The sequence below is a fragment of the Streptomyces sp. NPDC005648 genome, assembly GCF_040605395.1.
Lineage (GTDB): Bacteria > Actinomycetota > Actinomycetes > Streptomycetales > Streptomycetaceae > Streptomyces.
The window spans coordinates 14,666-38,226 of the sequence record NZ_JBEXCS010000077.1 but is presented as its reverse complement, the minus strand read 5'-3'; the positions used below and the strand labels follow the sequence as shown (position 1 = coordinate 38,226).

Annotated in this window: 19 protein-coding genes; 4 read left to right on the top strand and 15 right to left on the bottom strand. The window is 72.8% G+C overall.

Going from position 1 to position 23,561, the window contains the following annotated elements:
- Positions 1 to 8: 8 nt before the first annotated feature.
- From ABZT17_RS33540 to ABZT17_RS33490, 11 genes are all read right to left on the bottom strand, one after another.
- Complete coding sequence (locus ABZT17_RS33540; RefSeq protein ID WP_356354518.1) at positions 9 to 887, bottom strand: 4'-phosphopantetheinyl transferase superfamily protein; 879 nt, start codon at positions 885 to 887, stop codon at positions 9 to 11.
- Positions 793 to 1,659, bottom strand: coding sequence for a 2-oxo acid dehydrogenase subunit E2 (locus ABZT17_RS33535; RefSeq protein ID WP_356354515.1), 867 nt, complete (start codon positions 1,657 to 1,659; stop codon positions 793 to 795). Before ABZT17_RS33535 ends, ABZT17_RS33540 begins: the two co-directional genes overlap by 95 nt.
- Positions 1,656 to 1,898 (bottom strand): acyl carrier protein, encoded by a 243-nt coding sequence (locus tag ABZT17_RS33530; protein WP_356354513.1) that lies wholly within the window; start codon positions 1,896 to 1,898, stop codon positions 1,656 to 1,658. The genes ABZT17_RS33535 and ABZT17_RS33530 overlap by 4 nt, the downstream gene beginning before the upstream one ends.
- The gene (locus ABZT17_RS33525; RefSeq protein ID WP_356354511.1) at positions 1,895 to 2,944 is read right to left on the bottom strand and encodes a 3-oxoacyl-ACP synthase III family protein; all 1,050 of its coding nucleotides are present in this window, start codon (positions 2,942 to 2,944) and stop codon (positions 1,895 to 1,897) included. The genes ABZT17_RS33530 and ABZT17_RS33525 overlap by 4 nt, the downstream gene beginning before the upstream one ends.
- Positions 2,941 to 5,964 carry a beta-ketoacyl synthase N-terminal-like domain-containing protein gene (locus ABZT17_RS33520; RefSeq protein ID WP_356354509.1) on the bottom strand — a complete coding sequence of 1,008 codons (3,024 nt, stop codon included), beginning with the start codon at positions 5,962 to 5,964 and terminating at the stop codon, positions 2,941 to 2,943. The genes ABZT17_RS33525 and ABZT17_RS33520 overlap by 4 nt, the downstream gene beginning before the upstream one ends.
- Positions 5,964 to 6,242, bottom strand: coding sequence for an acyl carrier protein (locus ABZT17_RS33515; protein WP_356354507.1), 279 nt, complete (start codon positions 6,240 to 6,242; stop codon positions 5,964 to 5,966). The genes ABZT17_RS33520 and ABZT17_RS33515 overlap by 1 nt, the downstream gene beginning before the upstream one ends.
- A 54-nt stretch (positions 6,243 to 6,296) precedes the next feature.
- Positions 6,297 to 8,078 (bottom strand): acyl-CoA dehydrogenase, encoded by a 1,782-nt coding sequence (locus tag ABZT17_RS33510; protein ID WP_356354505.1) that lies wholly within the window; start codon positions 8,076 to 8,078, stop codon positions 6,297 to 6,299.
- A 9-nt stretch (positions 8,079 to 8,087) separates the two neighbouring features.
- The gene (locus ABZT17_RS33505; protein WP_356354503.1) at positions 8,088 to 9,890 is read right to left on the bottom strand and encodes an acyl-CoA dehydrogenase family protein; all 1,803 of its coding nucleotides are present in this window, start codon (positions 9,888 to 9,890) and stop codon (positions 8,088 to 8,090) included.
- 1 nt (position 9,891) lies between these two features.
- A complete protein-coding gene (locus ABZT17_RS33500) occupies positions 9,892 to 11,685 on the bottom strand; it encodes a fatty acyl-AMP ligase (RefSeq protein ID WP_356354502.1) in 1,794 nt (597 codons plus the stop codon).
- 188 nt (positions 11,686 to 11,873) lie between these two features.
- Positions 11,874 to 13,796, bottom strand: a complete 1,923-nt coding sequence (locus tag ABZT17_RS33495; RefSeq protein WP_356354501.1) for an HAD-IIIC family phosphatase — start codon at positions 13,794 to 13,796, stop codon at positions 11,874 to 11,876.
- Positions 13,797 to 13,811: 15 nt separating this feature from the next.
- Positions 13,812 to 14,567: a hemerythrin domain-containing protein gene (locus ABZT17_RS33490; RefSeq protein ID WP_356354500.1), complete on the bottom strand. Its 756-nt coding sequence runs from the start codon at positions 14,565 to 14,567 to the stop codon at positions 13,812 to 13,814.
- 188 nt (positions 14,568 to 14,755) lie between these two features.
- Between ABZT17_RS33490 and ABZT17_RS33485 the strand changes: the two genes are divergently transcribed.
- Positions 14,756 to 16,015 (top strand): FAD-dependent oxidoreductase, encoded by a 1,260-nt coding sequence (locus ABZT17_RS33485; RefSeq protein ID WP_356354498.1) that lies wholly within the window; start codon positions 14,756 to 14,758, stop codon positions 16,013 to 16,015.
- A 78-nt stretch (positions 16,016 to 16,093) separates the two neighbouring features.
- Positions 16,094 to 17,314 (top strand): cytochrome P450, encoded by a 1,221-nt coding sequence (locus tag ABZT17_RS33480; RefSeq protein ID WP_356354496.1) that lies wholly within the window; start codon positions 16,094 to 16,096, stop codon positions 17,312 to 17,314.
- 160 nt (positions 17,315 to 17,474) lie between these two features.
- On the opposite strand, the gene ABZT17_RS33475 is transcribed toward ABZT17_RS33480, so the two are convergent.
- From ABZT17_RS33475 to ABZT17_RS33465, 3 genes are all read right to left on the bottom strand, one after another.
- Positions 17,475 to 18,026 (bottom strand): SRPBCC domain-containing protein, encoded by a 552-nt coding sequence (locus ABZT17_RS33475; protein ID WP_356354494.1) that lies wholly within the window; start codon positions 18,024 to 18,026, stop codon positions 17,475 to 17,477.
- A 2-nt stretch (positions 18,027 to 18,028) separates the two neighbouring features.
- A complete protein-coding gene (locus tag ABZT17_RS33470; protein ID WP_356354492.1) occupies positions 18,029 to 18,667 on the bottom strand; it encodes a TetR/AcrR family transcriptional regulator in 639 nt (212 codons plus the stop codon).
- A gap of 188 nt (positions 18,668 to 18,855) precedes the next feature.
- Positions 18,856 to 21,051 (bottom strand): efflux RND transporter permease subunit, encoded by a 2,196-nt coding sequence (locus tag ABZT17_RS33465; protein ID WP_356354490.1) that lies wholly within the window; start codon positions 21,049 to 21,051, stop codon positions 18,856 to 18,858.
- Positions 21,052 to 21,215: 164 nt separating this feature from the next.
- Between ABZT17_RS33465 and ABZT17_RS33460 the strand changes: the two genes are divergently transcribed.
- Together ABZT17_RS33460 and ABZT17_RS33455 are read left to right on the top strand one after the other, a co-directional pair.
- Positions 21,216 to 22,334: an amidohydrolase family protein gene (locus ABZT17_RS33460; protein WP_356354487.1), complete on the top strand. Its 1,119-nt coding sequence runs from the start codon at positions 21,216 to 21,218 to the stop codon at positions 22,332 to 22,334.
- Positions 22,331 to 22,711: a metal-sulfur cluster assembly factor gene (locus ABZT17_RS33455; RefSeq protein ID WP_356354485.1), complete on the top strand. Its 381-nt coding sequence runs from the start codon at positions 22,331 to 22,333 to the stop codon at positions 22,709 to 22,711. Before ABZT17_RS33460 ends, ABZT17_RS33455 begins: the two co-directional genes overlap by 4 nt.
- A gap of 202 nt (positions 22,712 to 22,913) precedes the next feature.
- On the opposite strand, the gene ABZT17_RS33450 is transcribed toward ABZT17_RS33455, so the two are convergent.
- Positions 22,914 to 23,522, bottom strand: a complete 609-nt coding sequence (locus ABZT17_RS33450) for an NADPH-dependent FMN reductase (protein ID WP_356354483.1) — start codon at positions 23,520 to 23,522, stop codon at positions 22,914 to 22,916.
- Positions 23,523 to 23,561: the final 39 nt, after the last annotated feature.

Below are 23,561 nucleotides of genomic sequence, written 5' to 3'. Positions count from 1 at the left end.
CAGGTCCGTCACCACCAGTCGTCCGTGCCGTGCCGGTCCGTGTCGTCCGCGCCGAGCGCGTCGGCGAGGGCGTCGACGATGCCGCCGTCGAGCATGGTGTGCGCCTGGGTGTCGGTGGTGACGCCGAAGCCGGAGTCGCCGACGGCCACGCTGACCGTGTAGCGGTCCAGCAGCGAGTAGGTGCGGAAGGACCACTCGCTGCCGGTGCCGGGGGTGCCGTCCGGGCGGCGCACCTCGGTCGGGGTGCCGTCGGTCTCGAATCCGAAGTCGGTGAAGCGGAACTGCATGCCGAGCCCGATGGCCTTGCTGTAGGCCTCTTTCAGCGTCCACAGCCGCACCAGCGCGGGGTCCCGGTCCTCGGGCTCCATCGCCTCGATCAGCTCGACCTCGCGCGGGGTGCACAGATGCCGGCCGAGGCCGGCCCCGTACAGCCGCCGGTCGGCGCGTTCGGCGTCCACGCCGATCACCGCGCCGGTGGCGAGGCCGACGAGAAGCAGGTCCTCGGTGTGGCTGAGGCTGATCTGCACTCCGTCGTAGCCGTGCAGATACGGCCGTCCGGACGGTGTGTAGCCGAGTTCGACCGCCTGGGGCGGCACATGCAGGGCCGCCCCGGCGGCGAACTTCAGCAGGACCCGGGACGCGGCGAACCGGGTGCGCACCTCCGGGTGGGTCAGATCGAGGTAGCGTGCCCAGTCCCGGCCGAGCAGGGCGCGCAGCCGCGGTCCGCCGGCCCGGTCGGGCCGCCAGTCGGCGAGCCGTGCGTAGAGGATGGCGCCGGCGTGTGTGGCGAGGTCACGTCGGACGCCGCTCCAGTCCCCGCGGGGTCCGGTGATCGCGATCGGCTCGCCGAAGGTCCGGCCCGGGGACGCTTTCCCTGGAGCCGTCATCGAAGTCCTCCATGGTGTGTCGCAGATCGCTGAGCACGTCGGCGGCGGTGGCCCCGTCGATCACCCGGTGGTCGAAGGTCAGGCCGAGCCGCATGACGGGGGCCGGTACGACGAGGCCGTCGCGGACCACCGGCCGGTCGATGATCCGTCCGGCGCAGAGGGTGACCGCCGTGCCGCCGGCGGAGTGGAAGCCGTCGACGTCGCGGTGGCCGAGGGAGCTGACCGAGACGGTGCCGAAGATCTCCGGGCGCCGGCGCACGTCGCGCAGGGCGGCGGCGAAGGCGGCGCGGCCGAGCGGGACGGGCAGCCGGCCCAGCAGCCGTACTCCTTTGAACTCGGGGAGGTCGGCGGTCCGCTCGTCCCGGTAGCGGTCGACGCGTTGCTGGATCTGGTCCAGGGAGGCCGACTCCAGGCCGGGCAACAGGGCGGAGAGCACGGTGCGTTCGCCGTCCACGGTGCGGTCCAGGGCCAGTTTCGCGGTGACCGGACCGAACCGCACCACGCGTGGGCGGCGCAGCGCCGAGGGCCAGCCGGGTGCCATGACCGCGTTGGCGGCCGGGTGCCGGGCGAGGACCCGGCCGGCCGAGTGCAGCAGATAGGACACCACCGAGTAGCGGGTGCCCTCGGCCCCGGCGGCGGCCCGGTGCGCCCGGACGCGGGTCATGTCGACCTCGGTGTCCAGGTGCACGGGCCGCTGGCCGGCCGCCCACTCCAGGAAGTACAGGGTGTGCCGGCGGCGCCGTTCGACCTGCGGGACCGGGGCGCCGGTCACGCCGGGACCGCCAGGTCGTAGAACTCCTGGAGGCTGCGGGCCTCCAGTACCCGGCCGACCGGCACGGGGGTGCCGATGGCGTGTTCCACCGCGGTGACGAGCTTCAGCAGGTGGAGGGAGTCCCATTCGGGGAGTTCGTCGTAGTCCGCGCCGACCTGGTCGTCGGCGAGCGGGAGGCCGAGTTCGTCGCGCACGGTGGTGACGAAGTCGGCCAGGGTGTAGTCGTGTCGGCTGCTCATATCTTCTCCAGGGCGAAGCCCGCCTTGATCCACTTGCTGGACTCGATGGCGACCGCCAGCGCCTTCTGGCCGGCGGTCATCTTCTCCAGGAGCCGTTCGATCTGCAGGAACGGCAGGGCGTTTCCGTTGTTGCCGGTCTCGGCGACGCAGGAGACCTCGGTGGCCGACGGCACGTCGAGCTGTTCGGTGATCTTCCGGGTCATCCGGCCGGACAGCTGCGGCGGCAGCAGGTAGTCGAGGTCGTCGGGGCTCCAGTCGAGTTCGCCGAGCAGCTCCCAGAGGATCTCCACCGCCATCACCGGGACCTGTTCCTCGATGGCCTTGTAGTCCTCGGTGAGGGCCTGGCGGTCGTCGTGGCGGTCGGCGAGGCCGAACCACTCGATCACCTGGCCGGGTTGGCGGCCCAGACCGGTGAAACGGTTCAGCACATGTTTCACCTCGACCTGTTCGCCGACCGGTTCGTCGGTGAGGACCGCCGCGCCCGCGCCGTCGCCGAACAGCACGTAGTTGACGAGGTCGCTGGGGGCCGCCTTGGACACGTCACGCCGGATGTCGAGATGCTTGCTGCACACGTCCCCGCCGATGACCAGGCCGGTGCGGTACTCCCCCGAGGCGATCAGCGAGCGCCCCAGGCTGAGCGCCTGCACCGCGCCCGCGCAGCCCGACTGCAGCTGGAACGTGGGGACCTGGTCGATGCCCAGCCGGTCGGCGACCTCGTTCACGGTCGCCGGCATCAGGGTGTCGGGGGTGGCGGTGCCGAGCACCACGAACTCGATGTCGGCGAGGTCGGTCCCGGCGGCCTCCACGGCCCGGCCGCCGGCCCTGGCGCACAGGTCGGCGAGCGAGAAGCGGACCTCGCCGGTGTTGAGGTCCCGGGCGAAGTGCCGGGTGCGGGTGCCGATGAAGACCTCGATCCACTCCTGGTTGGCGCCGGTGACCCGGGCCAGTTCGGCGTTGTCGACGGGGTCCCCGGGCAGTGCGGTGCCGACGGACGCCAGATACACCGGGCGCCCGCCCGCGCGGGTCTCGTGCGGGTTGTCGGTCATGCGGTCCTCTCCTCGGTGGCGGGCACGGGAGCGCAGTGCTCCCGGAGGAAGTCCACGAGGTCGCCGACCGAGGCGAGTCTGGGCAGCAGGTCCTGCACGGTCAGCGCGGCGAGGGCGGGCAGCCGCTCCTCGATCCGGTTCTTCAGCTCCATCACCATCACGGAGTCGAAGCCGAGGTCCTCGTAGAGACGCAGGTAGGGCCCGAGTTCACCGGTCGGGTAGCCGCCGACCTGTCCGATGGCCGCGAGGGCGGCCTCAGCCACCGGGTCGGCGGGGGCCGGCCGTTCCAGGGTGAGCACCCCGGCGGGCGCCGGCGCCGGCTCGCGCTCGGGCAGAGCAGTCTCCGGTACGACGACGGGGGCGGCGGGCCTCTCGTCCCGGCGGGCGCGGACGGGGCCGCCGCGGGCCCAGTAGCGGTGCTCGTCGCTGAAGACGTACGGGGCGAGCCGGTAGGGGGTGCGGTCCCGGTCCTCGTAGACGGCGTCCCAGTGCGGGGTGAGTCCGCCCCGGTACAACTCGGCGAGGGCGTCCGCCAGTTCCCGGCCGGTCGAGTCCTCGCCGCGCACCGGCAGCACGGCGGCGGGCCGTCGTCCCGAGGACGGCGGCGGGAGCCTGCGGGCCAGCGAGGAGAGCACCGGCGACGGGCCGAGCTCCACGGTGTGCGAGGGCCCGGCGTCGAGGAGTTCGGCGGCGGCGTCGCCGAACAGCACGGGGCGCCGTACATGCGCCACCCAGTACTCGGCGTCCATCGCCTCGCCGTCCAGGGCGCGGCCGTAGAGCGTGGAGAACAGCGGGAGTCGCGGTACGCCGCCGCCGACCTCCCGTGCCACCTCGGCGAACTCCTCCAGCATCGGGTCCATCAGATGCGAGTGGAAGGCGTGCGAGACGCGCAGCATCCTGGTGCGCACGCGGTCCCGGTCGAGTTCCTTGTGGATGCGCAGCAGCGCGTCGAGGTCGCCGGAGAGCACGGTGGCGCGCGGCCCGTTGACGACGGCCACCCCCACCCCGGGCTCGTTCTCCAGGCGTTCCTCCAGTTCGTCGCGGCCGGCGAGCACGGCCAGCATGCCGCCGCCCTCGGGCAGGCGCTGCATGAGCTCGCCGCGGGCCGTGATCAGGCGGGCGGCGCCGTCGAGCGGGAAGACGCCGGCCAGGCAGGCCGCCGCGTACTCGCCGACGCTGTGGCCGAGCAACAGGTCGGGAGCGACGCCGAGTTCGCCGAGGGCGCGGCCGAGGGCGTGGCCCACGGCGAACAGCGCGGGCTGCGCCCAGCGGGTGAGGTGCACCTGCTCGTCCCCGGTCAGGATCAGGTCCCGGACCGAGCGTTTCGTGTACGGCAGCAGGGCGGCGTCGGCCTCGTCGAGGAAGTGCCGGTACAGCGCCGAGGACCGGTAGAGCCCGGCCGTCATGTACGGGTACTGCGAGCCCTGTCCGGTGAACAGGAACGCGGTGCGGGTGCGTCCGGCGGGGGTGCCGGTGAGCCGGGCCAGCAGGTCGGGGTCGGCGGCGGCCGTGCGCAGCTTCTCGACCAGCGTGTCGGTGTCCTCGGCCGCGACCGCGAAACGGTGCCGGTGGCCGGACTTGACCCGGTGCGAGGTCCAGCCGACGGGACCGAGGGGCGCCCGCCGCGCGGCCAGGGCGTCGGCCTGGGCCACCAGATTGCGACGCAGCGCCTGCGGGGTGGGAGCGGTGAGCGTGAACAGCGCGGAGCCGATGCCACCGGGGGCGGTTCGCTCCGGCGGGCGGGTGGCCCGGGGCGGGGCCGACTCCAGGACCGCGTGGGCGTTGGTGCCGCCCATGCCGAAGCTGCTGAGGCCGGCCACGGTGGTGCCGCGGGGCAGGCGCAGGGGGGCCTTGAGGAGCCTGAGGCCCTTGGCGCGCAGGTCCAGGCGGTCGTTCTCGCGGGCCGCGAACCGGCTGGCGGGCACCGTGCGATGGTGCAGGGACAGGGCCACCTTGATGAGCCCGGCGATCCCCGCCGCGCCCTCCGTGTGCCCCAGGTTGCCCTTGACCGAGCCCAGCGCCATCGGGGCGCCGGAGCGCCCCGCGTGGTGGTGGCCGAGTGCGGAGGCCTCCATCATGTCGCCGAGCACCGTGCCGGTGCCGTGCCCCTCGGTGAAGGCGACCTCTTCCGGGGCGACGCCGGCGCGCCGGTAGGCGGCGCCGATGACGTCCTGCTGGGCCCAGCGGTTGGGGGCGGTGATGCCGTTGCTGCGGCCGTCCTGGTTGACGGCGGTGCCCCGGATGACGGCGTACACCTGCTGGCCGTCCGCCAGGGCGTCCTCGAGGCGACGCAGGACGACCGCGCCGACGCCCTCGCCCCGGCCGATGCCGTCGGCCTGCGCGCTGAAGGGCTTGCAGCGGCCGTCGGGCGCGGACAGGCCGGCCTGGTTGTAGAAGATGGACAGCGCCGGTGTCATCGCCACGTTGACGCCCGCGGCGATGGCGTGGTCGCACTCGTCGGACAGCAGCGCGTTGGCCGCCAGGTGCACCGCGACCAGCGAGGAGGAGCAGGCCGTGTCGACGGCGAGGCTGGGCCCCTTGAGGTCGAGGTGGTAGGAGACCCGGTTGGCGGTCATGCAGTAGCCGTTGCCGGAGCCGGTCTGGGCGGTGACCCGGTCGTAGTCGGTGAGGTGCAGCTGGGCCCACTCGTTGCTCATGATGCCGACGAACACCCCGGTCGCGGACCCGGCCAGCCGGTGCGGGGCGAGCCCCGCGTCCTCGACCGCCCGCCATGCGCACTGCAGCAGCAGCCGCTGCTGCGGGTCCATCGCGGCGGCCTCGCGCGGCGAGATGGTGAAGAACTCGTTGTCGAAGGCGTCGGGGTCGTCGATGAAGCCGCCCTGGGTGGTGTTGGCGCGTCCCTGCGCCGGGGTCGGCGAGTGGAAGTCCGCGGCCGACCAGCGCTGTTCGGGTACGGTCGACACGCCGTCCCCCGAGCGCATCAGCAGGTCCCAGTAGGCGCCCGTGTCGGGCGCCCCCGGGAACCTGCAGTCGATGCCGACGATGGCGATCCGATCCATCAGCTCGCGGCCCCCTCGGCGGCCAGGCTCTCGGCGAGGTGCGTGGCGAGCGCGCCGACGGTCGGGTAGTCCCAGGCGACGGTCGGCTCCAGCACCAGGTCGAAGTCCTCCTCGACGTCGCCGCACAGACTCAGCGCAGCCACCGAGTCGAGGCCGTACTCGGCCAGCGGCACGGCCGGGTCGATCTCCTCGGGCGCGCGCTTGAGGTAGAGGGCGATCCGGTCGGACAGCCAGGTGGTCAGCTCTTCGGTGGTACGTCCGGCAGTGGGAACGGACATGCTGTGCTCCTCGGAGGGTTCAACGGTTCGGATCGCGCACCGGATCAGCGGCGGTCAGCCGGCCAGCGGAGCGTTGTAGAGGTCGTAGCTGCGGATGTCGTGGAAGCGGCTGAGCACCTCGTCGTGCAGCCGCGTCTCGCAGGTTTCGGGCAGGTCGGGCAGTGGCTGCCCGAGCCGCCGGGCGAGTCGGTGCAGCGCGGCGGCGAGCCACGCCGGGTCGGCGAGGAAGGGGTCGTCGGCGCCCCGGGCCTGCTGCCAGACACCGATCACCGAGGCGGCGGCCAGCAGCACCGCGTACCGGTCGGCGAGGGCGAAGGTGGCCGGGCTGGCCAGGGCGGTGCGGTCCTGCGGGGCGAGATGGCGGCTCTGCTCCTGGATCTGGCGCAGCTCGTCCATGAGGCGCAGCGCGGCGCCGTGCGCGGCCCGCTCCTCGGGGCTGGAGCTGGGCAGTTGGTCGACGGCCGCGACCAGCGTGGCGCTGAGGCCGTCCTGCCCGCTGGCCAGGGTGAGCCGGTCGAAGGGGATGTCCGGCAGGTCCTCGCGCAGCCGGAAGACGCTCGCCGGGGCCGGGTCGTCGGCGAACCAGGAGCGCCGGGCCAGCCGGGACAGCTGGGGGATGATGGTGGCCTGGCAGGCCGCGGACCCGGCGTGTCCGAGGCTGAGCACCGGCAGGTCGCGCACATGCTTCTGGAAGATCCCGAACTCGCCCTCGCGGACGTAGAAGCGGGCGCCGAGCACGATCGACAGGTCGTACATCGCGTCGGTGAGCATCTTCGGGACCAGGTACTTGACCGCGGCGGCGTACACACTGGTCTGCTCGGGCAGCACATGCACCGCCCGGGTGGCGGCCAGGGAGAGGCTGTCGCAGATCAGCAGGTCGAGGAAGGTCGTCGACAGGGTCGCCTTCGCGTGCGGGATGTCCATCACCGACTTGCGGTACAGCTGCCGGCCGAGCGCGAAGCGGACCACGGTGCGCAGGGCGGTGTCGGCGGCGCCGAGCGCCATGCCGGGCACCGCGCTGCGGGTCACCTGGAAGGCGCGCAGGGCGAGTTCGACGCCCTTGCCCTCCTCGCCGACGAGCGCGGAGTCGGGCACCGGGCAGTCGGTGAACTCGAGGCCGGACAGATGGCAGCCGCGCACGCCGACCGCGTCGTAGCGGGGCAGCACCCGGAAGAGGTCCTGGTCGAGTGCGGCCCGCTCGGCCAGCACCACCGAGTGGCTGCGGCTGCCGGGTGCCGGGCTGGTGCGGCTGAACAGCACCCAGGCGGCGGCCCGGTCGGCGTTGTTGATGACCTGCTTGGTGCCGTTGAGGAGGTAGCCGCCGTCGGCGGGGCGGGCCTCGAACTCGTTGCGCACGAAGTCGTTGCCGTGCGCGAGTTCGTGGTAGGCGACGGACACCTTGCGTCCGTCGAGCAGCAGCCGGGCGAGGCGCCGCTGCTGTTCCTCGGTGCCGGAGCCCCACACGTTGACGGCGGCCATGAAGGAGGTCACCCCGTAGCCGAGGCCGAGCGCGATGTCGCGCCGGAAGACGCGCCGCATCAACTGGACCAGGCTGTCGATCCGTTCCAGCCGGCCGCCGTGCCGGCGGGGCACGAAGTCGGCGTTGAGCACCAGTTCGTCCAGGGCCCGTTCGCCCGTCTCGGACAGCTCGGCGCGCTCGTCGGCCTCCAGCAGCCTGGCGTACGACAGTTCGCCGTGTTCGTCGGTCGGGTCGCCGAACCGCTGTTCCACTTCGGCGATACGGGCGCGGATCCGCTCCTCCTGGCCGCCGGGCGGGTGGGTGCCCGGTCCGGCGGACGCTCCGTGCGGCGCGGTGGCCGCGGTTTCGAACAGCATGGCGTCCTCTCAGTTCCTCGCGGTGGTCGCGTCGGCCGCCCGCCGGGGCGGCGCCGACGGCAGCCGGTGGGGGTGCAGCGAGAAGAGCTCGCCCGAGGATCGCGCGGCGACCAGCCGGCCGAGCAGTTCCTCGTACGCCTCGTCGTCCCCGGTGTCCGGCTCGCCCAGGCGGGTCAGCAGCCGGTCCAGCGCGGCGCGCAGCCACAGCCCGTCCCGCCACAGCGGTTCGGTCGTGGTGCCGGCGAACAGCGGGGCGCTGTGCGTCCACAGACCGAGGCATACGGCGGCGCAGTGGCAGAGCGTGTAGCGGCGCGCGGTGTCGAAGGCGGCGGGCGGGACGCCGTCGACCAGCCCCTGCCAGGCGGCCATCTCCTCGTGCACCCGTTCGGCGACGTCCTTGATCCGGCCCGCCGCCTTCGCGGCCGGGGCCAGTTCGGGCCGTTGCCGGGCGAGCTCGGTGAGCCGGTCGACGGAGGTGCCGAGGCCGGCCAGGACACCGCTGCCACCGCGGGCCACCAGGGACAGCCGGCTCACGTCCAGCTCGGGCAGCGGCGCGGACAGGTCGTAGGCGGCCTCCGCTCCCGCCGTGTCGCCGGTGCCGCGGCGCCGGCCACGCACCAGTGAACGGAACTGGTTGATCAGGGAGTTGAGGTTGACCAGGGTGTTGCCGTCGAACATGCCGACGATCCGGTGGTCGCGCTCGACCTTCTGGAACATGCCGTCGGCGTGCACGCCCTTGAGGTAGGCGCGGGCGCCGAGCAGCCGGGTGAGCCGGGTCAGGACGTCCTCGGTCCCGCTGGGCAGCAGGTACTTGGTGACCGCGGAGGTGATGCTCAGCTCACCGGTCTGGGTGTGCACCAGCCGGGCGGCCACGGTGGCCAGCGCCTCGTGCAGCAGGACGTCGGCGGCGGCCGTGCCGAGCTGGTGGCGCGCCTGGGGCAGGTCGATCAGCCGGCGCCCGTACAGCTCGCGCTCGCGTGCGAAGTCGAGCACGATCCGCAGGCCGTGGTCGGCGGCGCCCAGGGACAGCGCGGCGCACATGGTGCGGGTCAGCTGGAGCGCCTTGAGGACGATCTCCAGGCCCGCGCCCTCGGCGCCGACCAGCGCGGAGCGGTCCACGGGCGCGTCGTCGAAGGCGATGCCGGAGATGTCGGCGCCGCGGATGCCGTGGGTGAGGTTCTTCGGGAGGTGGCGGTAGGCGGTGCGGTCGAGCTTGTCCAGGGCGCGCTTGTCGACGAGCAGGACGCTGAAGGCGCGCGGGCCGCCGGCCGGGTCGGTGCGGGTGAGCAGGGACAGCAGACCGCCCCGGGTGGCGTTGTTGATCAGCCACTTCTCGCCGTTGACCAGCCATCCGGTGCCGTCCGGGACGCCGTGCACCTCACCCGCGAGCAGGTCGCTGCCGTGGGCGCGCTCGGTCAGCCCCAGCGAGACGGGCACCCCGGCCCGGATATCGGCGCCGAGCCGGGCGGCCTGCTCCGGGGTGCCGGCCACCCAGACGCACACTCCGCCCAGATAGGTCTTGCCGTGGCCGATCGCGACGGTCAGGTCGCGGCGGGCGACGGTGCGCATCAGCTGGAGCATCTGCTCGTAGTCGGTCAGCCGGCCGCCGTGGCGCACCGGCACGTAGTGGGCGGGCAGCCCCCAGTCGTCGAGCCGGCGGCAGATGTCGGCCGGGAACTCCTCCTTCTCGTCCAGCTCGACGCAGCGCGCGTAGGAGAACCAGCCGCCGGGGTCCTCCGGGTCGCCGAGGAACCCGTCGAGTTCCTCGGCGAGCGGGTAGCTCCTCCCGCTCCTGTCCGCGGTGGCCGGCATGTCAGACCGCCGCGGCCAGGGAGGAGCCGGTGGCGTCGGCCACGGTGCGGCGCACCGCCGGTTCGAGCACCTCGTACAGGGGGGTGATCTCGCCCTTCAGGAACAGCTTGCGCATCAGAGTGCGCTGGATCTTGCCGCTGGTGGTGCGGCGGACGGTGCCGGGCCGCACCAGGATGACGTTGCCCGCCGGGATCTGGAGCTCCTGGCCGAGGAAGCGCTGGATGCCGGTGGCGAGGGAGCGCAGGTCGCCGTCGACGGCGTTGCCGCGCACCTCCTGCACGACGACCAGATGCTCGCGGTCGGTCTCCACCGTGAACACGGCCCCGCCGCCCATGGACAGCGAGCGGTCGGTGGACTGCACGGCCCGCTCGACGTCCTGCGGGTAGAGGTTGCGGCCGGAGAAGATGACCAGTTCCTTGAGGCGGCCGGTGATGTACAGCTGGCCGTCGTCCAGGGCGCCCAGGTCGCCGGTGCGCAGCCAGCCGCCCGCGTCCTCGGCCTCGGCTCCGTTGTCGCCGGTGACGAGCTTCGCGTCGAAGATCTCGGCGTTGGTCTCGGGGCGCTTCCAGTAACCGCCCGCGACGCTGTCGCCCTTGACCCAGATCTCGCCGACTCCGCCCTCGGGCCGCTCCCGCCGGGTGTCCGGGTCCACGATCTTGACGGTGAAGTCCTGCACGATGCCGCTGCTGACCAGGGTGCGGGAGGCGGCGCCGGCCTCGGGGGCGGCCAGGGTGCCCTGTTCGAGGGCGGCCGGGTCGACGGTGCGTTCGGCGGGGCGGTGGCCGCGCGGGGTGCCGGAGACCAGCAGGGTCGTCTCGGCCATGCCGTAGCAGGGGAAGAACGCCTCGGGGCGGAAGCCGACGGGGGCGAAGCGGTCGGCGAACGCCTTGAGCGTCTCGGCGCGCACGGGTTCGGCGCCGTTGCCCGCGCCCTCCCAGCGGGACAGGTCCAGGCCCTGCATCTGCTCGTCGGTGATACGGCGCACGCACAGGTCGTAGGCGAAGTTGGGGCCGCCGCCGAGGTTGGCGCCGTACTCGCTGAACAGCTGCAGCCAGCGCAGGGGGCGGCGCAGGAAGGAGATCGGGGACAGCAGCACGGCGGAGGCGCCCAGGTAGACGGGGTGCAGGATGTGACCGATGAGCCCCATGTCGTGGTAGAAGGGCAGCCAGCCGCCGAACCGGTCGGTGGGCCTGGTGCCGGCCGCGCGCTGGATGGCGGCCTCGTTGGCCAGCAGGTTGCGGTGGGAGACCATGACGCCCTTGGGGTCGCTGGTCGAGCCGGAGGTGTACTGCAGGAAGGCCAGGTGCTCGGGGCCGATGTCCGGCACCGTGTACGCGGCCGGGTCGCCGTAGTCCCCGGTGTCGGTGGCCAGGGAGCGGACGTGGGTCATGCCCTCGGCGGCGAGCCAGCCGGCGATCTCGCCGATGTTCGCCGAGTCGCTGAGCACGGCGCTCACCTCGGCGTCCCTGAGGATGCCGGAGACCCGGGTGAAGTGCTGGCCCTGCTCGCTGGGGAGCGGGGCGGGCACGGCGACGGCGCCGGCGTAGAGGCAGCCGAGGAAGGCCCTGATGAAGTCGGTGCCCGACGGGTACAGCAGCAGCACCTGGCCGCCGGCGACACCGCTGGCCTGGAGCCAGGAGGCTATGCGGCGGGCGTCGCGGTCGAGTGCGGCGTACGTCAGATGCTCGGGGGCCAGGCCGCCCACGTCGTCCGGCAGGAAGACGAAGGCGTCCTCGGCGGCGAGTTCGGCCGCACGGTGATGGGCCAGTTCCGTGAAGGTTCGGAAGCTTGTCAACGTCTTTGCCTGACCTCTCCGAAGTGCGCAGGCATGGCGCCGGCGATGGCGGTTCGGGACGCCTTCGATCCTGGTTCGCCCCGCTAAGGCCTCGCTTGCGCAGGCGGCGGGGCCGGGGGCCACGCGAAAGGGCCTGCCGTCCGCCACGGGGGAATGGCGGACGGCAGGCTGTCGGGGGGTGGCTCGGGTTACCGGAAGGTCGCGTCGAGGGTCACATGGCCCGGGAGCGGCGGGAGTTCGGCGAGGGAGTGCCGGAAGTCCAGGGCGCCGTCCGGGGTTTCGGCGACGGTGTCGAAGCCGAGTGACGGGTAGAGGTCCCGGACCTTGTGGTTCTTGGAGGTGGGCCGGTACGCGGCCAGGACCGCGGGTGCCCCGCTGTCGCGGGCGTGGGCCAACAGGGCGCCCAGGGCCGCCTGTTCGATGCCGCGGGCGAAGACGCGGCAGCTGAGGAGGACGTTGTCGATGCGCAGCGGTCCCTCGGTGGTGCGCTCGGCGAAGACCGCGCCGACGACGCCGTTGTCGCCGAAGCGGTCCCGCGAGCGGACGGACAGGACGAGGTGGTGGGGGGAGGCCAGCAGGTCGCGCACGTCGGCGGGTTGCAGCCGCCGGGTGGTGAGGTTGAACTGGTTGGTGCGCAGCGTGATCTGGGAGATCCGGGCGATGTCCGGCTCGGTCACCGGCGCCACCGTGACCCGCACGTCGAGCGCCCGCAGGTACTCCTCCATGGTGGCCGCCCCGTCCAGCAGTTCCCGGCGTCCCGCGTCGGCGCGGTACTGTCCGGCCCGGCCGCGGTCGGCCTCGGTCAGCTCGGGGGTGTCGAACCAGCCGTCGGCGAGCAGCCGGTCGATGTGCAGCGCCGGCTCCTCGTCGAGACGGACGACGGCGACCTCGGGCAGGCCGGCCGCGACCAGGCCGCACTCGAAGGGCGAGTCGTCGGCGAAGACGAAGCTGTCCGCACCGAGGTTGAGCCGGTCGGCGAGGTCGCGGAGATTGCCGTCCTTGGGCCGCCAGTTGGCGGTGATCCGCACGAAGTCGTCGGGGCGCAGCACCATGTCGGGATGCCCGGCGAGCACCTGTTCCACCGGCTCCTGGTCGTTCTTGCTGCACACCGCGAGCAGCACGCCCTGCGAGCCGAGTTGCTTGACGACCTTCTGGAACGCGCCGAAGGCCTCCCCCCGGTAGGTGCCGGACACCGCGATGCCGTCGGGGCCGTCGTCGCCGAGGACGCCGTCCCACAGGGTGTTGTCGAGGTCGACGACGAGCACCTTCTTCGTACGGCCGCGCACCACCCGGGCGAGATGGGCGACCTCCCGGGCGTACCGGCCCAGCAGTTCGGCGCCGAGATGCTCCTTGGTGTAGACGGCGAGCCTGCTGTCGCGGACCGGGCCCGTCTCGGCGACGAGCGGTTCCAGGTCGACCACGTGCACGCGCGGGTGGACGAGCGCGAGGCGCAGCAGTCCGATGTTGAACTCCCGCCACAGCACGGACAGTTCGGTCCGGGAACGGTGGTCGACCAGCTGGCGGGCGTGGCCGGGGTGCAGCGGCAGGGTGTTGAGGACGAGGGTGCCCGAGCCCTCGCCGACATAGGTCTCGGCGAGCCGCCCGATCAGGCGCAGTTTCGCCGCGACGGCCTCGGCGACGTCCGACACCCGCCAGGGCAGCGGGAGTTCGTCGAACACGATCCGGTCGTCCAGGACGACCAGGGACAGGTCGGTGTCCTTGGCGTACAGCGGGCCCGCGGTGTCCTGAAGATCGCGGCGCCATGAGTCGTGGTCGCCGTGGATCGCCCGCAACGGGATGCCGTGGCGGGCGAGTTGGGCGGTGAGCGGCCCGGTGAGCGCGTCGAGCGTACCGTGTCCGGACACGGTGACGGTCAGCGGTACGGCGGCCGGGTGGTGGGCGTGGATCTCGTCGGGGCCGACGCGGGCGAGCAGCCGGCCCACCCGCGCCAGGTCGGCCGGCGCGGCGGGGCCGTGGGCGATCCGGTCCAGCAGGGCCGGCACCACGCCGAACTCCGCGGCCAGCCGCCCCTCCCGGTGCAGGACACGGAGCAGGTCCAGCGCCTCGTCCCGGTCCGCCGTACCGGACCTGGTGGTTGCGGGTGCGCTCACGGCTTCAACCTCACTTCACGGCTTTGGCTTGACGGACGACTGGTCGTGCACGACGCGGGAGGGTCGACTCGCTTGCGTCACAGCCGACTTCGCGGCCTTCGTGCCATGCAGTCGGGCCTTCGTACGGCGGCGCAGGCTCGGCCCGGCCACCCGGTACAGAAGGCGTACGGGGGCCGGGAGGCGGCCCAGGAACTCGGTGTGGCGGTCCTCGCCCGCGGCCTCGCCGAGCGCGGCCAGCATGTACAGACGGTGCGGGCCGGGGACGGCCGCCCGGCCACGCTCGCTCAGCACCGCCCACTCCGTGGCGGTGAAGCGGCCCGGCACAAGAGGCAGGATGTGCTCCTCCTCGTCCCCGAGGTGGGCGTCCAGTGCGGGCAGCAGCTCGGCGCAGGCCTCGGCGACGGTGTCCCGCAGCACCGGGTCGGCGCTCTCGCGCCAGCCGGGCAGGGCCTGTTCGAGCCGTCCGAGGGCGTCGGCGATCCGCTCGTGCTGCTCCTCCATACGGGCCACCAGGGCCGGCTCGACGGCCGGGTCGGCCACCAGCCGCGGCCACACCAGCTCGTCCTCGGCGAGATGATGCTCCGTCAGCATGGCGCCGAGGGCGGCGAGATGGTCCGCGACGACCGCGCTGCGGGCGGTGTTCCCCGCGGCGACGCCCCGCACGAGCCCCACCGACGCCGTGTACTCCTGTGTGAAGAGCCGGTGCACCACCACCATCTCGCCGGTGTCCGGCATCGCCGTTGCGTTCCTGGCCCCGTTCGTGGCCGGCATGCGTCTCACCCTGACCTTCGTGATCGGTGGGTCACGACCGGAGCCTGACCGGCCGTTCTTAAGCGGCTCTTGTGCGCCGCGGGGATCGGCGGACCCCCTCGGCTCGTGGCGCCGCGAACCACAAGCGGCCCTTTAGCCGGGCCGCACACGCTCGGCGGCGACCATCACTTCCGTGGAGAGGCAGGGCGATGGCAGCGGCTGTGCGAGCGCAGGTCTGTGTGGTGGGAGGGGGGCCCGCGGGACTCACCCTCGCCCTCGAACTGGCCAGAAGGTCCGTGTCCGTCGTCGTGGTGGAGCAGAGCGCCCGGTTCGACCGGTCGTTCCGCGGCGAGTCCATCTCCCCCGACTCCGTCTGGCTGCTGGAGCGGATGGGCATCCTGGAGGGCCTGCGCGACCAGACCCTGGAGACCCGCCGCATGGAGATCACCGACCAGGGCCGTACGGTCCTCAGGGCGGACTTCGCGCAGTACGACCGCCCCTGCCCGTTCCCCATGGAGCTGCCCCAGCCCCCGCTCCTGGAGGCGCTGGCGAAGGAGGGCGAACGGCTGGAGGGCTTCAGCCTGCTGCGCCGTACCACCGCCACCGCGCTGCTGAGCGAGGGGACGGCGGTGACGGGGGTGCGCTGCAAGGGCCCCGACGGCGAGTTCGAGATCTCCGCCGCGCTGACCGTCGGCGCGGACGGCCGGTTCAGCAAGATCCGGGAGATGTCGGGGCTGCCGTACGAGAAGCAGCCGCTGGAGCGGGACTTCGTCTGGTTCAAGGTGCCGCGGCCCGACGTCTGGGACGGTCACACCTACCGGGTGCGCATTCTCGGCGCCCGCCACGGGCTGTTCATCCCGACCGTGCCCGATCTGGTGCGGGTCGGCTTCAACATCCCCAAGGGCGGGCTGAAGGAGCTGCGCGCGCAGGGTGTCGGCGCGCTGCACACGCGGATGGACGAGCTCGCGCCGGAGATCTCCGCGCAGGTGCGGGCCTCGGTCACCAAGTGGTCGGACACCTCGATGCTGGACATCTTCACCACCGTCGTACCGCGCTGGTCGCGGTCCGGTCTGGTGCTGGTCGGTGACGCCGCCCACACCCTGACCCCGGTGCTCGGCCAGGGAGTGAACCACGCCATCACCGACGCCGCCGTACTGGCCCGGCTGGTCGCCGGCGCCCTCGCGCAGACCGACGCGCGGGGGGCGCTGGACCGGGCGACGCTCCGCTTCCAGCGGGAGCGGGAGGCCTCCGTGGCCCGGGCCCGCGCCCTCCAGCTGCGCCAGGAACGGGCGTTCGCGGTGTCCGGGACCGTCCCGGTGCTGCTGCGCCGGGCCCTGTACCGGCTGGTGGACTCCAGCGCCCCCCTCAAGCGCCGCATCCTCTCCGGCATCTACTACCCGCTGCAGGACGCGGACCGGGTACGCCCCTTCGACGTCGCGCCGGTCCCCCCGGTGCCGGCACAGACCTGAGCGCCACCGCCGCGGCCACCCCCTCCGGCCTCTCCCGCTCCTCCTCACCAGCCCTCTCACGCAGAACAGGACGCACAGATGACCCTGAGCCCCGAAGCGCCCGAGACCGCAGACGAGGTGCTCGCCTACCCCTTCGAGCAGCCACCCGGGTTGCGGCAGTGCCCGATGTACGCCCACCTCCGTGAGCAGGACCCGGTCGCGGAGGTCCGGATGCCGAGCGGTGACCACGCCTATCTGGTCACCCGGTACGAGGATGTGCGCACCGTCCTGTCGGACACCCGCTTCAGCCGGGCCGCGACCCTGGAGGACGGGGCGCCCCGGCTGGCCGCGGCGCCGCAGAAGTTCAAGAGCCTGCTCAACATGGACCCGCCCGAGCACACACGGGTGCGCAAGCTGGTCTCCCGCGAGTTCACCGCGCGCCGGGTGGCGGCCCTGCGGCCCCGCATCCAGGAGCACACGGACGCGCTGCTGGACGCCATGGCCGCGCAGGAACCACCGGTCGACCTGGTGCCCACGCTGGCGTTCCAGCTGCCGGTGACGGTGATCTGCGAGCTGCTCGGGGTGCCGTTCGAGGACCGGGAGGAGTTCGCGGCCTGGTCCCGGGTGTTCCTGGCGACCACCTCCGTGTCCAAGGAGGAGATGCTGAACTCGCAGATCGCGCTGGCCGGTTACCTCGCCAGGCTGGTGGCCGCCAAGCGGGAGAACCCGGGCGACGACCTGCTGTCCGCGCTGGTCTCGATCCACGACGAGGACGAGGACCGGCTGCAGGAGGAGGAGCTCATCTTCCTCGGCATCAGTCTGCTGGTGGCCGGCCACGAGACCACGGTCAACCAGATCGCCAACAGCGTGGTGGCCCTGCTGACCCACCCCGAGCACCTGGAGCGGCTGCGCCGGGAGCCGGAGCTCGTGCCCGCCGCGGTGGAGGAGCTGCTGCGGCTGCACCCGCCGGGCAACGAGGGGCTGCTGCGCATCACCCTGGAGGACGTCGAGCTGAGCGGGGTGACGATCCCCAAGGGCAGTGCGATCCTGCCCGGCATGGCGGCCGCCAACCGGGACCCGCGTCAGTACGAGCACCCCGAGGAGCTGGACTTCGACCGGCCGGTCAACCCGCACTTCGCCTTCAGCCACGGCACCCATTACTGCATCGGCTCCGGCCTGGCCCGCGCCGAGCTCCAGATCGCCCTGGCCTCCCTGATCCAGCGCTTCCCGACGCTGCGTCTGGCCATCGACGAGGACAAGCTCCACCGCCCCGAGGGAATGCTGGTCCACGGCATCGACTCGCTGCCGGTGGCCTGGTGAACACCCGTCATCCACGACCGACCCGTCGTCCACGGCCGATCCGTCATCCACGACCGACCCGTCGTCCTTGACCGTCCCGTCCTCCATGACCGGTTCGACGACCGAGCCCGGGCGCCGCGCGCGTCGCGGGCTTTGGTCGTCGGCGGGTACGCGTACGCCGTCACCGGGTCACCGACTCGACCCGCTCCTTCAGGGCCGCGTTCATCGCCCTGAAGCTGGGGAGCGTTCCGCTGTGCAGGCTGCTCTCGGTGAAGGGGACGAGGACACCGGTGAAGCTCTCGCTCTGGGTGAGCCGCACGCGGTCCGGGCCGGTGCGCTCGATCACGAAGCGGTGTTCGGCGTCGACGATCCAGCCGGGGCCGACCTTGCCCAGCCAGCTCAACTCCCGTCCCGGGCGCGCCTCGACGATCTCGGGGGTGAAGGTGGCGGGGTCGCCGTCCCCCTCCAGCCGGTTGCGCATCCGGGCCCCGGGCCGCAGCCTGCCGTCGTCCGAGGTGATCTCGGCGCGGGTGACGTACGGGTTCCACTGCGGGTAGGCGGAGAAGTCGGTCAGCACCCGCCAGACCTGCTCCGGCGCCGCGTGGATCTCCACCGACGCGGACAGCCGCACGGGGTGGGTGTTCGTCCAGAGCGCGTAGCCGCCGCACGCGGCCAGCAGCCCGGACAGGGACAGTAAGAGCCACTTCCCGCGTGACGTCCTCCTGCGTGCCATCGTCAGGTCCTCTCCGGTTGGGGGGTGGCGGCCCCGGCCAGCACCTGGTCGACCAGGTCCTCGGCATAGCGGGCGCCGACCGGCTCGCCGGTGACCAGGAGCCGGTAGTAGAGGGCGCCGGCCAGCTGGTCGAAGAGCAGCGCGGACGACACCTCGGCGCGCAGCGCACCGCGTTCGCGGGCCCGGTCGAGCAGGGCCAGCGGCAGCGCGTTGCGCCGGGCGAACAGCGCCCGTACCGCCTCGCCGACGTCCGGGTGCCGGGCGGCCGCGGCGACCAGCTCGGCGACGACGCCGGCGGACCGGTCCGTGTCGCCGTCCGCCCGGCCGACCCGCCGCATCCGGTCGAGGCCGGTCGCGATCGCCGTGAGGTAGGAGACCAGGTCGCGCCGGATGTCACCGGTGTCGGTGACCGGCACCTCGTCCTGGATCCGCGCGACGAGGGCCACCAGCAGATGGTCCTTGGTGGGCCAGCGCCGGTAGAGCGTGGTCTTGGCGACGCCGGCCCGTAGCGCGGCCTCGTCCATGACGAAGCCGTCGTACCCGCGCTCCAGCAGCAGTTGGTGCGCGGCCCTCAGGATCCGCCCGTCCGCGTCCTCGCTGCGGGGGCGTCCTCTGCGGGGTGCTGCGGCCGAGGCGGTCACGGAGTCTCCTTCTCGCTGCGGTCTTTTCGCTACGGTCGTTTCGTTATTGAGCATAGAACGGGCCCGGCACTTCCGCAACGGCCGTATCGTAAATGGCCGGTTCGGTACGCACCGGTTCCGTACGTACGGCGGCCCGGGCCCCGTCGTCACGGAGTCCGGGCCGCTCAGGACCGGGTCGGCGCCCCCGGTCAGGTCGTGCTGACCGCCGGCCGCTGCCGTGGCTCGGCCTCCGGCGCCGCGGTCCCCGGCTCCTCCGGCGGCTCCATGCGGTCCAGCCGCAGACGGGTGTGCAGTCGGCGCAGGGGGCCCGGGGCCCACCAGTTGGCGCTGCCGAGCAGGGCCATCAGCGACGGCACCAGCAGGGCCCGTACCAGCGTCGCGTCGACCAGGACGGCGAACGCGGTGCCGATGCCCAGCTCCTGGACGAAGACCAGCCGGGAGAGGCCGAGGGCGACCACCGCGAGGCAGAACAGGGAGGCCGCCGAGGTGACGACCGGACCGGTCCTGGCCAGCCCCTCGGCGACCGCCGCGCGGTCGTCCAGGCCCGACTGCCGGCCCTCCTTGATCCGCCCGAGCAGGAAGACGTTGTAGTCCGTGGACAGACCGAAGGCGAGGGCGAAGACCAGCACGGGGGTGGTCGCCTCGATGCCGTTCTGCGCGGTGAAGCCGAGGTTGCCGTGCTGGAAGACCCAGACCAGGAACCCGAGGGCGGCGCCGGTGGAGAGCGTGTTCATCACCAGCGCCTTCAGCGGCAGGACGACCGAGCCGGAGAAGGCGAACAGCAAAAGCAGGGTGACCACCGCGAGCACCGCCGCGGCGAGCGGCACCTTGGCGCCGATACTGGCCTTCTGGGCCAGGAAGTCGGCGGTCACCCCGGTGAAGCGGGCGCGCACCGGTGCCGGCAGGTCCTGCACCTCGGCCGCCGCGTCCTTGGCGACGGTGCCGAGCGGCGCGCCTTCGAGCACCGCGTCGACCTCCCAGTGCCGCGCGTCCAGACGGAAGGGCGTGCCCACCGCCTCCACGCCCTCGACGGCCGCGATCCGCTGTGCGTACGAGGCCAGTCGGGGGCCGCCGGCCGGGCTGTCCAGGACGATCTGCAGCGGCGAGGCCGGGGGCTTGGCGAAGTCGCTCGCCAGGGCCCGGGAGACCTTCCCCGCGCTGGTCGAGGCGGGCAGCGTGGAGGGATCGGCGCCGGTGAACCTCAGGCCGACGACCGGGGCCGCCACCAGCAGGAGTACGGCGGTCGCGGCGGTCGCGACCACGGCGGGCCGGCGCATCACCGCCGAGGCGATGCGGTGCCAGCGGTCGCCCGAGGTGTCGTACGCCCCCTCGCCGCGCTGCCAGCGGCGCGGTGCGAGGGAGTTGACGCGATGTCCGAGCACGGCGAGCAGCGCGGGCAGTCCCACCAGGGCGAACAGCGCCGCGGAGACCACGGTGATGACACCGGCCAGGCCCATGGAGCGCAGATAGGGGTGCGGGAACACGGTGATCGCCGCCAGTGCGGCGGCGACGGTCATGGAGCTGAAGAAGACGGTGCGTCCGGCGCTCGCCACCGTACGGGCGACCGCCTCGCGGCCCGGTCCGTGGGCGGCGAGCTCCTCGCGGTAGCGGGAGACGATGAGCAGCCCGAAGTCGACGGCGAGGCCGAGGCCGAGGGCGAAGGACAGGTTGAGGGCGCCCGTCGAGACGTTCATGAACATTGTGGCCAGGCGCAGTCCGGCGAAGGTGAGCAGCAGCGAGACGACCGCGCCGACGAGCGGTACCAGCGCCGCCACCACGCCCCGGAACACCAGGAAGAGCAGGACGAGGATGAACGGCAGGGCCAGGCCCTCGGCCTTCGCCAGGTCGCCCGAGGAGACCTCGGCCACCTGGACGTGCCCGGGGGTGGCGCCGCCGAGCCAGGTCCGGCCGCGCAGGGCGGGAGTGCCGGAGACGGCCTTCTGCAGTGCCTTCTCGGCGTCCTTGGCGGCCGCGTCCTTCAGCGGTCCGACCGTGCCGAGCACCACCGTAGTGCGGGAGTCCTTCCCGATCAGCGCCGGGTTCGCCGCCGACGCGTAGTCGACGACCTGCCGTACCTCGGGCCGGGCCCGCAGCAGGGCGACCGCGGCCGACACCGACGGCGGCAGGGGTGCCTTCGGGTCGATCGGGGCGTCGGTGCGGACGAGGACGGCGTAGCCCTGCTGGGCGTCGGCTCCGGTGGCCCGCTGGATGATCTCGCGGGCCGCGACATTGGCGCCGCCCGGATCGTCGTAGTCGGACAGTCCGTTGGTGAGCCGGCTTTCGACGCTGCCGCCGAACAGCGCGGCCAGGACCGCCGCGAGGACGGCCAGTAAGAGGCTGATGCGCCGCCGCCGGTACAGGACGGCGCCCAGGGCAGAGAACATGGATGGTCACCTTCCGTAGGTGCGTCGAGTGTTCCGCCCGGCGCTTCAGCCTCGCTTAAGCCGTCCATGGGCTTTAGCCGGCCTGAAGGGGTGGGCCGCAGACTCCCGGACGACGGCGCCGGCCGGTCCGCGCGGTCGGCCAACGCGGCGACGGGAGACCGAAGTTGATCGACAACATGTTCGTGATCGATGCCACCGTGCACCCGTACAACGTGGCGGACGCGAATCTGCGCAAGGACGGTGAGTTCCCCAATCTGCACGCCTTCGCGCTCCGCGAGATGCTCTGGGGGATGCACGAGCGCTTCGCCACCAAGGGTTCCGGCATCCCGCGCGAGGTGTTCTGCACCGACTGGCCGCCGGAGCTGCTCGCCTGGACCCTGTTCACCGAGTCCGACGTCGACATGGCGGTCAACCACCGGCTGCGCATCGACGCCGTGTTCGAGGACGGGCTGTGCAACGGCGAGAAGAACCGGGTCCTCGCCGAGAAGTGGCCGCAGCGCGTCGTCCCCTACGCCGGCCTCAACCCGGCGCACGGCGTCGAGGCCTGTCTGCGCGACCTGCGTGAGCAGGTGGCGCGGGTGCCGGGCACGATCGGCATCAAGATGTATCCCAACGCCGGTTCGCCCGACCTGAGTTGGCGGCTGGACGACCCCGAGTTCACACCGCTGTTCGAGCTGGCCAAGGAACTCGGCATCAAGATAGTCGCGTTGCACAAGATCGTGCCCAACGGGCTCGTCCCTCTCGGCCCCTTCGGGATCGACGACCTGGAGACCGTGGCGATCCGGCACATCGACCTGTCCTTCGAGATCGTGCACGCCGGCCTTCCCCCGTTCGTGGAGGAGGTCGCCATGGCCCTGATGCGGCTGCCCAACGTCTACGCCAACCTGGAGATCACCTCCGCGATCCTCGCGCACGGCATGGGCTACGTGGAGGAGGCGCTCGCGCAGCTGATCTCGCTCGGCGGCGCGGAGAAGATCATCTACGCGTCCGGGGCGCTGCACTTCCACCCGCAGCCGGTGCTGGAGAAGATGGCGCGGCTCACGTTCTCCGACCGCGTCCTGGAGCGCTACGGCCTCGAACAGATCACCCGGGAGCAGCGGGCGGCCTTCCTGGCCGGCAACTACGCGCGCATCGCGGGCATCGACCTGACGGTGGCCGCGGAGTCCGTGCGGGACGACGAGTTCGCCCGGTTCCGCGCGGAGCAGGGCGGGAACCGGCCGATGTGGTCGTACTGGCGCGAGACCCAGCCGGAGCTGTGGGCGGCGGCGGAGGCGGCGGCGTGAGCGCGGGGACGGGCGCGCCGGCGGAGCTCGTGCGGGCCGCACTGCTCCATGTCTACGACCCCTGCAGCCAGTCCTGGCAGCGGCCGATGAGCGTGGTCGACCTCGGCCTGGTCCGGGACGTCACGGTCACCGACGACGGACGGGCCACCGTCCGCATCAGCCTGACCGCGCCGTTCTGCATGGCGGTGCCGACCATCATGCAGGCGATCGAGCAGAAGGCGGGTGCCGTCGAGGGCGTCACCGGGGTGAGTGTCGAGCTGGACGGCGGCACGCTCTGGCACACCGACCTGATGACCGAGAAGGGCCGCGCCCTGCTCTCCGCGGCCCGCACCGAGGACCACCGCACCCCCCTCCCCCTGCTCCCCACCCCCCACTGACCACCCCGAACGGCCGGGCACTCCCTGAGGGATCCAAGGGGAGGGAGTGCCCGGCCCTTTCCATGCCCATGGGCGGGCAGAGCCCGCACATGGGTCCCACCGTGCGCTGAGCCCGACGGGACCGGGTGGGCAGGGCCGGGGAGGGTGTGGTGGGCATGCGGGGGCCCCGCGGGAGGGGTGTCCGGCGGGGCGGGGGTGGGGGTCAGGCTCGGGAGGCTGTGGTCGGGGTGGGGGTGCGGTGGGGGGCGGGGTCGTGGCCGGCTCGGTGGGTGCGGGCGAAATCGAGGAGCTGGTCGGTGAGGATGTCCAGGCGGCGGGTGGTGCGGGGGTCGGTGCAGATGTCGTCCGGGGTGAACTCCGTGCCGGCCGGGACGACCACGCCCATCGGCACCGCCCAGCCGCGCAGCGACTGGGCCGAGGCCCTGAGCGAGGCCAGCGCGGACGCGCCCGCGACCTCGTTCCAGGCCACGGCGAGGCAGCCGACCGAGCGGCCGTCCAGATACCCCTCTTCGGCCAGGCCCTCGGTGTGGTCCAGCGCGTTCTTCAGCAGCCCGGACATCCCGCCGTGGTAGGTCGGGCTCGCCAGCAGCACCCCGTCCGCCCGCCGCAGCGCGGCCAGCAGCCGCGCCTCCCGCGCCGAACGGAAGCGCACCTCGGGGTCGTACGGCGGCAGCACCAGCTCGGTGCCGCAGACCACCGTGACCTCCGCCCCCGCCGCGCGGGCCCGCGCGGCGCAGACCCGCAGGGCGGCCGCCGAGACCGAGCCGGAACGCAGCGAGCCGCCCAGGGCGGCGATGCGGATCGGACGCATGACTCAACTCCGGTGTCGAGGAAGGATACGGAGACCGCG

Bases quoted from the DNA above. Each gene is read 5' to 3' on its own strand.
- ABZT17_RS33475 (WP_356354494.1), bottom strand. From the start codon at position 18,026: ATGGCACGCAGGAGGACGTCACGCGGGAAGTGGCTCTTACTGTCCCTG.
- ABZT17_RS33505 (WP_356354503.1), bottom strand. From the start codon at position 9,890: ATGCCGGCCACCGCGGACAGGAGCGGGAGGAGCTACCCGCTCGCCGAG.
- ABZT17_RS33490 (WP_356354500.1), bottom strand. From the start codon at position 14,567: ATGCCGGCCACGAACGGGGCCAGGAACGCAACGGCGATGCCGGACACC.
- ABZT17_RS33530 (WP_356354513.1), bottom strand. From the start codon at position 1,898: ATGAGCAGCCGACACGACTACACCCTGGCCGACTTCGTCACCACCGTG.
- ABZT17_RS33525 (WP_356354511.1), bottom strand. From the start codon at position 2,944: ATGACCGACAACCCGCACGAGACCCGCGCGGGCGGGCGCCCGGTGTAT.
- ABZT17_RS33510 (WP_356354505.1), bottom strand. From the start codon at position 8,078: ATGCTGTTCGAAACCGCGGCCACCGCGCCGCACGGAGCGTCCGCCGGA.
- ABZT17_RS33520 (WP_356354509.1), bottom strand. From the start codon at position 5,964: ATGGATCGGATCGCCATCGTCGGCATCGACTGCAGGTTCCCGGGGGCG.
- ABZT17_RS33480 (WP_356354496.1), top strand. From the start codon at position 16,094: ATGACCCTGAGCCCCGAAGCGCCCGAGACCGCAGACGAGGTGCTCGCC.
- ABZT17_RS33540 (WP_356354518.1), bottom strand. From the start codon at position 887: ATGACGGCTCCAGGGAAAGCGTCCCCGGGCCGGACCTTCGGCGAGCCG.
- ABZT17_RS33450 (WP_356354483.1), bottom strand. From the start codon at position 23,522: ATGCGTCCGATCCGCATCGCCGCCCTGGGCGGCTCGCTGCGTTCCGGC.
- ABZT17_RS33465 (WP_356354490.1), bottom strand. From the start codon at position 21,051: ATGTTCTCTGCCCTGGGCGCCGTCCTGTACCGGCGGCGGCGCATCAGC.
- ABZT17_RS33515 (WP_356354507.1), bottom strand. From the start codon at position 6,242: ATGTCCGTTCCCACTGCCGGACGTACCACCGAAGAGCTGACCACCTGG.
- ABZT17_RS33485 (WP_356354498.1), top strand. From the start codon at position 14,756: ATGGCAGCGGCTGTGCGAGCGCAGGTCTGTGTGGTGGGAGGGGGGCCC.